This is a genomic window from Enterobacter sp. RCC_40 (genome assembly GCF_041360735.1).
In the GTDB taxonomy this organism is placed as follows: domain Bacteria; phylum Pseudomonadota; class Gammaproteobacteria; order Enterobacterales; family Enterobacteriaceae; genus Enterobacter; species Enterobacter ludwigii.
Window position 1 is genome coordinate 1,566,451 of record NZ_JBFUPR010000001.1, and the last position, 13,334, is coordinate 1,579,784.

At 55.4% G+C, this 13,334-nt stretch carries 10 protein-coding genes; 2 read left to right on the forward strand and 8 right to left on the reverse strand.

The features are described 5' to 3' along the window. Positions 1-42: 42 nt before the first annotated feature. Entirely contained in the window at positions 43-990 is a 948-nt protein-coding gene (gene rluC / locus AB6731_RS07405) for a 23S rRNA pseudouridine(955/2504/2580) synthase RluC (protein WP_014169568.1), read from the reverse strand. Between the two features lie 572 nt (positions 991-1,562). On the opposite strand from rluC, the gene rne reads away from it, so the two are divergent. Beyond that, a complete protein-coding gene (gene rne / locus AB6731_RS07410) occupies positions 1,563-4,673 on the forward strand; it encodes a ribonuclease E (RefSeq protein ID WP_040017141.1) in 3,111 nt (1,036 codons plus the stop codon). A gap of 40 nt (positions 4,674-4,713) precedes the next feature. Here rne and AB6731_RS07415 read toward each other — a convergent pair whose 3' ends face one another. Further along, positions 4,714-5,739: a LysR family transcriptional regulator gene (locus AB6731_RS07415; RefSeq protein WP_371006136.1), complete on the reverse strand. Its 1,026-nt coding sequence runs from the start codon at positions 5,737-5,739 to the stop codon at positions 4,714-4,716. 19 nt (positions 5,740-5,758) lie between these two features. Between AB6731_RS07415 and AB6731_RS07420 the strand changes: the two genes are divergently transcribed. Beyond that, entirely contained in the window at positions 5,759-6,973 is a 1,215-nt protein-coding gene (locus AB6731_RS07420) for an MFS transporter (RefSeq protein ID WP_371006097.1), read from the forward strand. Positions 6,974-7,048: 75 nt separating this feature from the next. On the opposite strand, the gene flgL is transcribed toward AB6731_RS07420, so the two are convergent. The 6 genes from flgL to flgG form a co-directional block, all read right to left on the reverse strand. Further along, positions 7,049-8,002, reverse strand: a complete 954-nt coding sequence (gene flgL, locus AB6731_RS07425; protein WP_014169564.1) for a flagellar hook-associated protein FlgL — start codon at positions 8,000-8,002, stop codon at positions 7,049-7,051. Between the two features lie 14 nt (positions 8,003-8,016). Continuing rightward, entirely contained in the window at positions 8,017-9,657 is a 1,641-nt protein-coding gene (gene flgK / locus AB6731_RS07430; protein WP_025204461.1) for a flagellar hook-associated protein FlgK, read from the reverse strand. Positions 9,658-9,732: 75 nt separating this feature from the next. Beyond that, positions 9,733-10,686 carry a flagellar assembly peptidoglycan hydrolase FlgJ gene (flgJ, locus tag AB6731_RS07435; protein ID WP_014169562.1) on the reverse strand — a complete coding sequence of 318 codons (954 nt, stop codon included), beginning with the start codon at positions 10,684-10,686 and terminating at the stop codon, positions 9,733-9,735. Then, positions 10,686-11,783: a flagellar basal body P-ring protein FlgI gene (locus tag AB6731_RS07440; protein WP_014169561.1), complete on the reverse strand. Its 1,098-nt coding sequence runs from the start codon at positions 11,781-11,783 to the stop codon at positions 10,686-10,688. Before AB6731_RS07440 ends, flgJ begins: the two co-directional genes overlap by 1 nt. A gap of 12 nt (positions 11,784-11,795) precedes the next feature. Next, a complete protein-coding gene (gene flgH / locus AB6731_RS07445; RefSeq protein ID WP_023311139.1) occupies positions 11,796-12,494 on the reverse strand; it encodes a flagellar basal body L-ring protein FlgH in 699 nt (232 codons plus the stop codon). Between the two features lie 57 nt (positions 12,495-12,551). Then, positions 12,552-13,334: a flagellar basal-body rod protein FlgG gene (gene flgG / locus AB6731_RS07450; protein WP_008500810.1), complete on the reverse strand. Its 783-nt coding sequence runs from the start codon at positions 13,332-13,334 to the stop codon at positions 12,552-12,554.

The window sequence follows — 13,334 nt, forward strand, 5'->3', positions numbered from 1 at the left end:
TCACCGGCCTGAGAGACCTCAGGTCGGTAAGTGCCAGCCAAATCAGCCGCGCAGCACCTTCAGGCAGCGTTTTAACTGCTCATCAAGGGGGGCTTCAATGCGAATTGTTTCGCCGGTATTCGGGTGAGTGAACGTCAGTGCCGCCGCATGCAGGAACAGGCGTGACAACCCGGTGCCCGCCAGTTGCTTATCAAACTCCCTGTCGCCATAGCGGTCATCAAATGCGATCGGATGACCGGCATACTGCGTATGTACGCGGATCTGGTGGGTACGGCCGGTTACCGGGCTGCAGCGCACCAGCGTGGCGAACGCATAGCGCTCTTCCACTTTGAAACGCGTCTCAGACGGCTTCCCTTCCTGATTCACACGTACAATGCGCTCACCGCTTTGCAAAATATTCTTCAGCAAAGGTGCCTGCACTGCCTTAACGTGGGACTGCCAGTGGCCGCGAACCAGCGCCAGATAATCCTTCTGCATCCCTTTTTCACGCAGCTGCTCATGCAGGGAACGCAGGGCAGAACGTTTTTTTGCGACCAGCAGCACGCCGGAGGTATCGCGATCGAGACGGTGAACCAGTTCGAGGAAACGGGCTTCGGGACGCAGCGCACGCAGGCCTTCAATCACGCCAAAGCTGAGACCACTCCCGCCATGGACAGCGGTACCTGACGGTTTATTCAGCACCAGGATATGATCATCCTCATAAAGGATAACGTCACTCAGGGCAGCCACTTTCTGCAACCTGGGTGAAACGACCTCTTCTTCGCGTTCCGCAACACGGACCGGCGGGATACGCACTTCATCACCGGCTTCGAGTTTGTACTCAGGCTTCACGCGTTTTTTGTTAACCCGCACTTCACCCTTGCGCAGGATGCGGTAAATCATGCTCTTTGGCACGCCTTTGAGTTGGGTGCGCAAAAAGTTATCGATACGTTGCCCCGCGTCATCTTCCGCGATGGCAACCATTTTTACGGCTGGAGTCTCTGTTTTCATGGTTGGCGATTCTAAATATCGTCAGCCATTAGCGCCACTCATTTTTCTATGCTTATATTTACTTTTATCCGGCCTGCCCCCTGTTTCACGCAATCGATTTGGTGGTTATTAAACCAATCACCGCCTTGAAGTGAAGAAACTGTGAGTAACCGGGTGATAATTGGTAAAAGTCATCTTGCTATAACCCGGCGAGCAGTGGAATAATGAACTCGTTTTCCGTGTTAAATCCTGGTTAAGTAAGGATCTCGACGGAATGACCAATTTTGTCTGACCGATCATCCACGCAGCAATGGCGTAAGACGTATTGATCTTTCAGGCAGTTAGCGGGCTGCGGGTTGCAGTACTTCCCGGTATAAGGATTGTTCTCTGGAGAGTTCTACCCAGGCAATTCCCCTGATAATTGCGCTGTGTTTCCGTATGAAATACAGGCAACCGACACTCTGCGCCTCTTAAGCGAGCGACAACCGTGAGGTTGGCGACGTGAATAGACACGAGGCCATCGGTTCATACCCCGGAAAGCGTCACCTTGCCCGCAGCTTTGTCGTCAATGTAAGAATAACGAGTAAGTTACGATGAAAAGAATGTTAATCAACGCAACTCAGCAAGAAGAGTTGCGTGTCGCCCTTGTGGATGGGCAGCGCCTGTACGATCTGGATATCGAAAGTCCTGGACACGAACAGAAAAAAGCGAACATTTACAAAGGTAAAATCACCCGCATTGAACCAAGCCTTGAAGCTGCATTTGTCGATTACGGTGCTGAGCGTCACGGTTTCCTCCCTCTGAAAGAAATCGCCCGCGAATATTTCCCTGCAAACTATAACTCCCATGGCCGCCCAAACATCAAAGATGTGCTGCGTGAAGGTCAGGAAGTCATTGTTCAGATTGATAAAGAAGAGCGTGGCAACAAAGGTGCCGCACTGACCACCTTTATCAGTCTTGCGGGAAGTTACCTGGTTCTGATGCCAAACAACCCGCGTGCCGGTGGTATCTCTCGCCGTATCGAAGGTGATGACCGTACCGAACTGAAAGAAGCGCTGGCAAGTCTTGAGCTGCCTGACGGCATGGGGCTTATCGTACGTACCGCAGGCGTCGGCAAATCTGCCGAAGCGCTGCAGTGGGACTTAAGCTTCCGTCTGAAGCACTGGGAAGCAATCCAGAAAGCGGCAGAAAGCCGCGCAGCGCCGTTCCTGATTCACCAGGAAAGCAACGTGATTGTGCGTGCCTTCCGTGACTACCTGCGTCAGGACATCGGTGAGATTCTGATCGATAACCCGAAAGTGCTTGAGCTGGCGCGCCAGCACATTGCTGCGCTGGGTCGTCCGGATTTCACCAGCAAAATCAAACTGTACACCGGTGAAATCCCGCTGTTCAGCCATTATCAGATCGAATCGCAGATTGAATCCGCTTTCCAGCGTGAAGTGCGTCTGCCATCCGGTGGTTCTATCGTTATTGATACGACCGAAGCGCTGACCGCCATCGACATCAACTCCGCACGTGCTACGCGCGGCGGTGATATCGAAGAGACCGCCTTCAACACCAACCTTGAAGCCGCTGATGAAATCGCCCGCCAGCTCCGCCTGCGTGACCTGGGTGGTCTGATTGTTATCGACTTTATCGACATGACCCCTGTTCGCCACCAGCGTGCGGTTGAAAACCGTCTGCGCGAAGCGGTACGCCAGGATCGTGCTCGTATCCAGATTAGCCATATCTCACGCTTCGGCTTGCTGGAGATGTCCCGTCAGCGTCTGAGCCCTTCACTCGGTGAATCCAGCCATCACGTCTGTCCGCGCTGCTCCGGTACCGGTACCGTTCGTGATAACGAATCTCTGTCCCTCTCTATTCTGCGTCTGATTGAAGAAGAAGCGCTGAAAGAGAACACCAAAGAGGTTCATGCCATTGTTCCTGTGCCAATTGCGTCCTACCTGCTGAACGAAAAACGTGCGGCCGTCAGCGCAATTGAATCACGCCAGGGCGATGTTCGCTGCATCATCGTGCCTAACGATCAGATGGAAACCCCGCACTACCACGTGCTGCGTGTCCGTAAGGGTGAAGAGACCAGCACGCTCAGCTATCTGCTGCCTAAGCTGCATGAAGAAGAGATGGCGCTGCCTTCCGATGAAGAACCTGCCGAGCGCAAACTGCCAGAGCAGCCAGCCTTAGCGACCTTCATCATGCCTGAAGCTCCGCCAGAAACGGCACTGGAAAAACCTGTGACCAAACCGGTTGCGCAAAAACCAGAAGCCGTTGCGGTCAAAGCCCAGCCAGAACAACCGGGTCTGCTGAGCCGCCTCTTCGGTGCGCTGAAGAAGATGTTTGCAGGCGAAGAAGTCCAGCAGCCTGAGCAACCGAAAGAAGCACCGAAAGAAGCGAAACCTGAACGTCAGCAGGACCGTCGTAAACGTCAGAACAACCGCCGTGACCGTAACGATCGTAATGACCGTAACGAACGCCGTGACAACCGTTCGGACAATAATGAGGGTCGTGAGCAACGCGAAGACAACCGTCGCAACCGTCGCGAGAAGCAACCGCAGAATGTTGAAGATCGTGAAATTCGCCAGCAGGCGGGCGATGAGTCTGAGAAGAGCAAACAGCGCGACGAGCAGCAGCCACGCCGTGAGCGTAGCCGTCGTCGTAACGACGAGAAGCGCCAGGCGCAGCAGGAAGTCAAAAACCTGAACCGCGAAGAGCCTGTTGAACAACAGGAAAGCGAGCAGGAAGAACGTACTCAGGTTATGCCGCGTCGTAAGCAGCGCCAGCTGTCACAGAAAGTGCGTGTAGGCGCCCTGCCGGTGGAAGAGACCGTCATCATCCCTGCAGAAGCAAGTGACACTGCACCAGGCACTCAACTGGCGAAAGTGGATCTGCCGGCCGTCGTCGAAAGCAACGCTGAGCAAGACGATAACGGTGAAGGCCGTGATAACGCGGGTATGCCACGTCGTTCACGCCGCTCTCCGCGTCACCTGCGCGTCAGCGGTCAACGTCGTCGTCGTTATCGCGATGAGCGTTACCCGACACAGTCGCCAATGCCATTAACCGTGGCGTGCGCGTCTCCTGAAATGGCATCCGGTAAAGTCTGGATCCGCTACCCGGTTGCTCGTCAGGAGCAGGTTGTGGAAGAACAGGCTGTCACCGAAGAGGTGATTGCCCCGGTAGCCGCAACTGAAGAAGCGGTAAATGAAGCCGCTATCGTGGTTGAGCCACAGGCCGTTGAGTCAGAAGCGCCTCATGCAGTAGACGTTGAAACCACGCACCCTGAAGTGATTGCCGCGCCGGTTGACGCCGCACCGCAGCTTATTGCTGAAGAAGACACCGTGGTCGCTGAAGACGTTGTTGCTGAGGTTCAGCCAGCAGCAGCGGTAGAAGAGACCCCGGACGTGGTTGTCGAAACCGTGACTGAAGACGTGGTTCAGGACGTTGAAATTGACGTCGAACCGGTGCGTGAAGCCGCGAAAGCAGAAGAGCCAGAAGTGAAAGCCGAGCCGGTAATCACAGCGCCGGCCCCTGCTCACGTTGCGACAGCCCCGATGACTCGCGCACCAGCGCCGGAATATGTGCCGGAAGCGCCGCGTCACAGTGACTGGGTCCGCCCTGCGTTCAACTTTGACGGTAAAGGCTCTGCCGGTGGCCACAGTGCAACGCATCAGGCGACAGCACCGGCTACCCGTCCGCAGTCTGTTGAGTAACGACACATAGCGTAAAAAGCCGACCTTCGGGTCGGCTTTTTTATTGCTCGCGTGCCGGCTTTCTCATACCCGCAATGTCCGGCATCACCCTCTTCATCATCTCCAGAAAACGGCGTAAACGCGCCGGATAATAACGCGACCACGGATAAACCAGATGAACCGGGAGCGCGGCGGGCTGCCACTGTGGAAGCAAATGCACTAAGCGCCCTTCCTGGATATCCTGCTTGACCGTCCAGCTTGAAACCATCGCCACCCCTAACCCTGTCAGGGCGGTATTGCGCGCAACATGCAGGCTATCCGTACTTAACCGTGGCGCAATGGAGATACGTTTTACCTGAGCAAGATCATCCCACAACTCCACATGTCGCTGATAGAACGTGCTGATGGCAATCCAGGGCAGCGCATGCAGATCCTCCGGTGTGTGAACCGGCGCAAACTGGTCCAGCAGCGCAGGCGAAGCCACCACACAGCGTGGCACTTCCGCCAGCAGCACGGAGACGGTTGCCGGATCCACCTCTGCGCCAACTCGAATAGCACAATCCAGATTGTCGCTCAGAAAATCCACCGACTTATCGTTGAGCATCCACTCCACCGACAGCTGAGGATAACGCTGCAAAAACTCCGTTAACGGCCTCAGAAGCTGATCCTGCCCAAAGGCGTGCGGTGCACGTACCCGTAACACCCCGACCGGCTCGTCCTCTGTCTGACCGATTTCATCTTCCAGTGCCAGCCAGCTATCAATAACCCGCCGGGCATGTTGATAGCAGCGCTCGCCGTCATCGGTAAGTTTTGTTGCATGGGTGGTTCGCAATAAAAGCCGTACCCCCAGCAGCGTTTCCAGAGACTGAAGGCGGCGGCTCACCGTGGCCTGGCTCGTCGCAAGCAGTCTTGCCGCCCCGGATAGCGATCCGCTTTCCACAATACGAACAAATGTGCGCATGAGTTCAACCCTGTCTATACGCTCAACTCGCTTCATCATTTTCCCTGCTATACGCCAAACGTATAAGCGTTTTACCACCAGGCCCTCTACCGTCGCAAGGCGTAGTGATAAAAAATAGCGGCACATTATGAGTGAGGAACGTCTTATGAACACAACAACTGCTCCCCATGCCGCCAGTCGCTGGGTGATTTTTATGCTGGCTCTGGGGGCTGGCTTTAGCGTCGCATCCATTTACTACGCGCAACCGCTGCTGCCGCTGATAGGCGCCGACCTTCATCTTAGTATTGAAGGGATGGGACTGGTCCCGACGCTGACCCAGGCAGGCTACGCGCTCGGTATTCTGTTTCTGTTGCCGCTTGGCGATCGTCACGACCGCAGGACGTTAATCCTGATGAAAAGCGCCGCCCTGGCACTGTTTCTGCTGGGTTGCAGCCTGACCGGGCAGCAGCACTCACTGCTGCTGGCAAGCCTGCTGATTGGCATGGCCGCGACCATGGCACAGGATATCGTTCCCGCAGCGGCTATCCTCGCCCCCGAAGGGAAACAGGGAAAAACCGTGGGAACCGTGATGACAGGGTTGCTGATGGGTATCTTGCTGTCGCGAACCGTCAGCGGTGTGGTGGGTGAGGCTTTTGGCTGGCGCGTCATGTATCAGCTGGCCGCTGTAAGCATCGCATTTATTGGGGCGGTGATGTGGCGGGTACTCCCGCGTTTTGCCATTCACTCCACGCTGAGTTATCCCGCCCTGATGCGCTCAATGGAACATCTGTGGCGTCGTTATCCGGCTCTGCGTCGTGCAGCACTGGCACAGGGTTTTCTGTCGATTGCCTTTAGCGCCTTCTGGTCAACGCTGGCGGTCATGCTGCTGGAGCGCTATCACCTGGGGAGCGCCGTCGCGGGCGGTTATGGTATTGCAGGGGCCGCGGGGGCCTTAGCCGCCCCGCTGGCGGGAGGTCTGGCGGACAAGCTGGGCGCCGGAAAAGTCACGCAGCTTGGCGCAGCACTGGTTACCGTCTCGTTTGCCCTGATGTTCCTGATGCCCGCGCTCGGTCCTCATGGACAACTGATTCTGATTGCTGTCTCAGCCATCGGGTTTGATCTGGGCCTGCAGTCCAGTCTGGTGGCGCACCAGAATCTGGTCTATAGCCTTGAGCCTCAGGCCAGGGGGCGTCTTAATGCCCTGCTCTTTACGGTGGTCTTTATCGGCATGGCGCTGGGTTCGGCTGCGGGGAGTAAAATCTACACGCTGGCTGGCTGGACGGGCGTGGTTGCCCTGGCAACGGTATGCGGTGTCATTGCGCTGGCAATACGTCTGATTGAAAGTGCACGCGTCGCCTCCGCACCGGCAGAAATCGCGTAAAAAAAATGCCCAATCCACACGGATTGGGCAGTAAAACATGCCCAGTTTCAAGACATGTTCCAAGAGGTCAAGTTGTTATCTGTTCAGCTGGAACAGGGACATGCCCTGCATATCGCTAAACGCTTTATAAGATGCCTGCAGCGCGGCCTGCTGCATGGTGTAAGAGGAGATCGCTGCGTTCCAGTCCACATCAACCAGGTCGCTCATCTGCTTAGTCTGGCCCAGTGCACGATCGTCACCAAGGTTATCCAGCTTTTCAAGCTCGTTCATCTTGGTACCTACATCAGCAGCAACAGTAAGAATGTTGTTCTGGGTATTTGTGATGCCGGTTTGAGCATCAGAAATGATTTTCCCCTGCGCTTCAGCTGCAGCAGAGTCGGTATCGACGGGAACCTTAAGCGCGGTAATCGCCGTATCGAGGATCTTGAACATGTTCGTCTCGCCATATCCGCCACCAGGCAGTTCTTTGGCGTTACTGGTGATGCTTTCGAAGATCTGCTGACCCGTGTGGCTAATGACCATATTACGCGCGGTATCAACCTGCTGCGAAATAGCCTCAGTACCGCCTTTGTAATCACCGGTAACGGAATCAAACGGTGGCACTTCAGTCTTAAAGCCGGCAAAAATAAACCGACCATTACCATCCGCGGTGTTTGCAAGGTTCATCAATTGGTCGCGAATACCTTGCAAATCGCTCGCCAGCGACAGGCGATCGTCATCACTTAAGGTTGCGTTTCCGGCATAGACTAATTTCTCTTTAGCACTGGTGATGGCGGCAGTGACCTGGTTAAGCACATTATCTTCGAGAGAAACTTTTTGTGATGCGAACGATCTTGCCAACGCAAACTGGCTATTTTGTGACTGTGATTGTGACAGAACAATAGCCTGCGACGCCGCGATAGGATCGTCCGACGGGCGATTGACGCGCTTGCCGGTGGACATTTGTTCACCATAACTCAACCACTTGCTCTGGGAATCGGTGATCCCGCGCATGTTTTGGTCGTACATCATCTGGGTGCTAATACGCATGTTTCACCTCAGCCTTAGCGAATATTAATGATTGCATCAAAGAGCGAGCTGGCAGTTTGTAGAACCTGCGCATTAGCGAGGTAATACTGCTGATAGCGCTGCAAATTGCCGTACTCTTCGTCAAGGTTTACCCCTGAGATCGACTGCTGCTGTTTGGTTAACTGCGTCGCCACATTCGCTTTCGTTTCGCTGCTGGTTTTCAGTGCCGCTGTTGAGCTACCAACGGTACTGACAAGGGAAGCATAAGCATCATTGAAAGACTTATTCCCGCCGACAAGCTTGCTATTTTGCAGATCCAGCAATTTTTGACCGTTGCGGTTGTCACTTTCGCCACCGGCGCTTGTCGATGCCATCGCCAGTTTGGACTCATCATTAAACTTGAGTTCCATGTTTACGATGACATCAGAAACGGGCTTCACAACAAAACTGTCTTTGTTATTCGCGGTACCGCTCACGTTGACATTCAGGCCGTCGAAAGACAGATTGCCGCTCGCATCCGGACTCATCGTGAAACTGGTCTTATCCGACGTACGCGTAATGGTCCAGTCGGTTCCGTTGAACTGCAGCTTATAATCGGTTGCCTGGACTTTAGTACTGTCAGTCACGGAGGCTGTCAGCGCGGCGGTACCTGAATTCTTGCTGTTGGACACAACCGCAGGCGAGCCAAAGTCAAAGAGCTTGCCGCCAGCATCGCCGTTAGCATCAAAACCCGCTTCATGCTGCTTGTTCATCGCGTCAGCAAAGGCCAGCGCCATCTGGTTAAGGCTATTACGCGCTTTATCCAGATCTTCAGAGCGGAAGGTGAGTAAACCGCCAAGGGTGCCGGTGGTAATCAGCTTCTCAGGAATTTCGATATTCCCGGAAACGTCATCGGTATAGGCCAGCGTTGTACGGGTTGGGTCTGCGCTGGAATTCACCGCAGCCAGCTGGTTCGCTTTGCTCCCCTGTACCAGGCTGTAACCGGTGCCAAATGAGACGTTATACGTGCCGCCATCCTGCACAGAAACTTCAACACCGACAATTTTATTCAGTTCGCTCACCAGCTGATCGCGTTGATCGAGCAGGTCATTTGGTGATGAGCCAGCACCCACGCCGGTCAGACGGGAAATCTGATCGTTCAGGTTCGCAATCTGTTTGGCGTAGTTATTAATTTGATCGACGCTGGCAGAAATCGCGGTATTCACCTGAGAATCCTGATCGCGAAGATACTGATCGTTGGTTTTAAACTGATTGACCAGGCCATCCGCTTTGCCCAGCACCGTCTGGCGCGCAGCCGGATCTTCCGCGTTGCTCACCAACGTCTGCAGACTTTTGAAGAAGTCCTGCAGCGTGGTAGAGAGCGAGTTGGTGGTATCCGAGAGCACATCGTCGATTTTTGACATCTGCTGATAGCGCGTAGTCAGGCCGCTGCTCTGGGTCTGCGCGGCGCGCAGCTGGTTGGTAATGAATGCATCATACTCACGCTGGACACCGGAGACATAAACCCCGTTACCTACCCAGCCACCGCCGGTCAGCGTGCTGTTCGACGCGCCCAGCACTGTCGTCTGGCGGGTATAACCTGCCACGTTATAGCTTGAAATATTATTACTGACGGTATTGAGTGCCGACTGCGCAGCACTGAGGCCACTCATGGCACTGTTAATCAAACTGGACATGGGGGTTCCTTTTATACGTTCAGACACGAGTCCTGATGAAGGTTATCGGCAGCCTCCACCGGGACTTGAGAACTTTCAGAACAGATTTTCGATATCTGTGCTATAGGCTTTACTGACCTTCTCGCCCATCGATTTCAGCTGCTGAATCATGCTGGTGAGCTTACGCGCATAGTTCGGATCGGTGGCGTAGCCCGCGTTCTGCAGTGCCTGAGCGCCCTGCTCCGCGGTTGCCGCCTGTGTAACGGCGGTGTAACGCGGATTTCGGCTCAACAGGCCCACATAGTCGGATAAGGCTTCCAGATAGGAGCTATAGACGCGGAATTTGGCTTTAACCTTCACCGCCGCACCGTTTTCATATTCAGTGGTGGTGATCTCGGTGGTCGGCCCCTTCCAGCTCGACGTGGCCTTCACGCCGAAGATGTTAAAGCTCGGATCGCCGTTTTCTTTACGGATCTGCCGCTGACCCCAGCCGGACTCCAGCGCCGCCTGCGCGAGGATCAGGTGGTGAGGCACGCCGCTCTGTTCACTGGCAAGACGTGCCGGCAGCGAGAGCTGCGCCAGGAAGTCTTTGCTGTCGCCAGAAAGTGGCTCATCGCTGGTACTCGTGGCCTTCGGTACGGCTTTGCGCACCATCTGCGTCAGGGCCTGATTCTGATAACTGGTCACCGTTTGCAGGTCGAACTTCATCGGCACCTGCTGTGGCTTATCATCCGGCTGGATGCCCTGCGCGGCTTCGGTCTGTTTGACAATCATATCAGCCAGACCGAGTCCTTTCCCGGCGGTCATCTGCTGCGCAATCTGCTGGTCATACATGCTGGTGTAAAGACGGGTTGAATCACTGCTGAACATCCCGTCTTTCGGCAGGGTTTCACGCATGCTTTTCAGCATCATCTGTACAAACATCCCTTCCACCTGGCGGGCGACCGGGCGGATATTCGCCGCCGGGTCCTTACCTGCTTTGGTTTTCAGTTCGTTGAGCGACTGGGCATCCCAGGCAGCACCGGTCAACAGCTTGCTATCGGTCAGCATCAGATGATTTCCAGTTTGGCGCGCAGACAGCCCGCGCTTTGCATGGATTGCAGAATCGACATCAGATCCATCGGCGTCGCCCCCAGGGCATTCAGGGCCCGAACCACGCTATTGAGGTTCGCGCTGGAGCGTACGCTCTGCAGCGATCCACCGCTCTGGCGCAAATCAATCTGCGTTTGTGGCGTCACCACGGTCTGGCCACCCCCGAACGGGGTATCAGGCTGACTGACGTTGGCGGAACGGTTAACCGTCACGGAGAGGTTACCCTGCGCCACGGCACAGCTGTCGAGCGACACTTCGCGGTTCATTACGACCGAACCGGTGCGCGAGTTGATAATCACTTTGGCATCCTGAACCGGAACATTCACTTCCATATTCTGGATATCAGCCAGCATACGGACCTGGTTGCTGCTGCCGGTAGAAGTGCGGATCTGCACGGTACGGGCATCCAGTGCCGTGGCGCTGCCGTAGCCGCGGCTACGGTTGATGGTGTCGGCAATCTGCTGCGCCATTGTGAAGTCTTCATTATTCAACTGCAGGTTAATGGTGTTACCTGCGCCAAACTGGGTCGGCAGTTCACGCTCAATGATTGCACCATTGGTGATACGCCCGCCGTTCAGCTGGTTCACCTGCACACTGCTGCCACCCGCAGACGCGCCGGCACCGCCGACAAGAATGTTCCCCTGCGCCAGCGCATAAACCTGGCTGTCGACCCCTTTCAGCGGAGTCATCAGCAGCGTGCCGCCACGCAGGCTTTTGGCGTTACCCATTGACGAGACCACGACATCAATCGTCTGCCCCTGGCGCGCGAACGCCGGGTAGGAGGCGGTGACCATGACCGCGGCCACGTTTTTCAGCTGCATGTTGGTTCCCGCCGGGACGGTAATACCGAGCTGGGAAAGCATGTTGTTCAAACTTTGAGTCGTGAATGGCGTCTGGGTGGTCTGGTCGCCCGTTCCGTCCAGACCCACCACCAGGCCATAGCCAATCAGCGAGTTTTCGCGTACGCCCTGAACGCTGGTGAGATCGCGAATACGGTCAGCCTGGGCAAACGTTGCCACCAGCGCCAGCGCCACGGCGAAGATCGATTTAAACATGGGTCACCTCGCTTACATCGGCGATAAGTTAAGGAAGAAACGCTGCAGCCAACCCATATTTTGCGCTTCATTGATGTAGCCGTTACCGACGTACTCGATGCGCGCATCCGCCACCTGGGTGGACGGAACGGTGTTGGTGCCGCTGATGGTGCGAGGATTAACCACGCCCGAGAAACGAATGAACTCAGTGCCCTGATTGATGGCGATCTGTTTTTCACCCACAACGTGTAAATTGCCGTTAACCAGCACCTGGTCAACCGTCACCGTCAGCGTGCCGCTAAAGGTATTGCTGGCATTCGCGCCACCTTTACCGTTAAAGGTATTGCCGCCAGAGGCCTCGACATCAGCACGCGCATTGCCGAACAGGCCCTGCAGATAGCGTGGAACGGTATCGAAACCGAAATTGGTTTTGCCATCGCGGCTGGCATTCGCCGACGAGCTCTTGCTCGCGCTGACGTTTTCCTGCAGCACAATGGTCAACGTATCGCCGACATTACGCGGGCGGCGATCTTCAAACAGCGGTTGATAGCCATAATTGATTGGCTGCGCGGTCTGGAAAATGGAGCCGTTCACCACTGGCGCCGGGCCAGGAACGGGTTGGGCGGTAGTCGCACCCTGCACTAAAGGTTTAGACGGGATCAAGGCACACCCGCTGAGGGTGACAGCCAGAACAGTCAGTATCGGATAACGAAACGCCGCGTTTTTTTGCATTGCCTTCATCTTCGAAAACAGGGAGCCGGCGCGGCGTTGACCGCACCGGGCTACACCTTAGAGTTGCGTCAGTTTCTGCAGCATCTGGTCGGTCGTCGACACTGCTTTACTGTTAATTTCATACGCGCGCTGGACCTGGATCATATTCACCAGCTCTTCCGCAACGTTCACGTTCGAGGTTTCCACATAACCCTGATACAACAGACCCGCACCGTTGAGGCCCGGGGTGCTTTCATTTGGCGTACCGGAGGATTGCGTTTCGGTGTAGAGGTTCTCACCAATGCTTTCCAGACCGGTGTCGTTCATGAAGGTGGTTAGGTTCAGCTGTCCAACCTGAACAGGTGCGGCCTGCCCCTGCTGCGTCACACTCACCACGCCGTCACGCCCGATAGTAATACTCAGGGCATTCGCCGGGATGGTAATCGCAGGCTGAACCTGGAAACCACCCGCCGTCACCAGCTGACCATTCTGATCGACCTGGAACGATCCGTCGCGGGTATAGGCAGAAGTACCGTCAGGCAACTGCACCTGGAAGAACCCCTGGCCTTTGATTGCCACGTCTTTGCTGTTGTTGGTCTGAGACAGGTTGCCCTGGCTATGCAGACGCTCGGTGGCTACCGGACGAACACCGGTACCAATCTGCAGACCGGATGGCAGTGTCGTTTGTTCAGAAGACTGCGCTCCCGGCTGGCGGATGGTTTGATAAAGCAAATCTTCGAAAACCGCACGCTGACGCTTGAAACCATTGGTGCTGACGTTTGCCAGGTTGTTGGCAATCACATCCATGTTGGTTTGCTGCGCGTCCAGGCCAGTTTTCGCGATCCATAAAGAACTGATCAT

Bases quoted from the DNA above. Each gene is read 5' to 3' on its own strand.
- rluC (WP_014169568.1), bottom strand. From the start codon at position 990: ATGAAAACAGAGACTCCAGCCGTAAAAATGGTTGCCATCGCGGAAGAT.
- rne (WP_040017141.1), top strand. From the start codon at position 1,563: ATGAAAAGAATGTTAATCAACGCAACTCAGCAAGAAGAGTTGCGTGTC.
- AB6731_RS07415 (WP_371006136.1), bottom strand. From the start codon at position 5,739: ATGTGCCGCTATTTTTTATCACTACGCCTTGCGACGGTAGAGGGCCTG.
- AB6731_RS07420 (WP_371006097.1), top strand. From the start codon at position 5,759: ATGAACACAACAACTGCTCCCCATGCCGCCAGTCGCTGGGTGATTTTT.
- flgL (WP_014169564.1), bottom strand. From the start codon at position 8,002: ATGCGTATTAGCACCCAGATGATGTACGACCAAAACATGCGCGGGATC.
- flgK (WP_025204461.1), bottom strand. From the start codon at position 9,657: ATGTCCAGTTTGATTAACAGTGCCATGAGTGGCCTCAGTGCTGCGCAG.
- flgJ (WP_014169562.1), bottom strand. From the start codon at position 10,686: ATGCTGACCGATAGCAAGCTGTTGACCGGTGCTGCCTGGGATGCCCAG.
- AB6731_RS07440 (WP_014169561.1), bottom strand. From the start codon at position 11,783: ATGTTTAAATCGATCTTCGCCGTGGCGCTGGCGCTGGTGGCAACGTTT.
- flgH (WP_023311139.1), bottom strand. From the start codon at position 12,494: ATGCAAAAAAACGCGGCGTTTCGTTATCCGATACTGACTGTTCTGGCT.
- flgG (WP_008500810.1), bottom strand. From the start codon at position 13,334: ATGATCAGTTCTTTATGGATCGCGAAAACTGGCCTGGACGCGCAGCAA.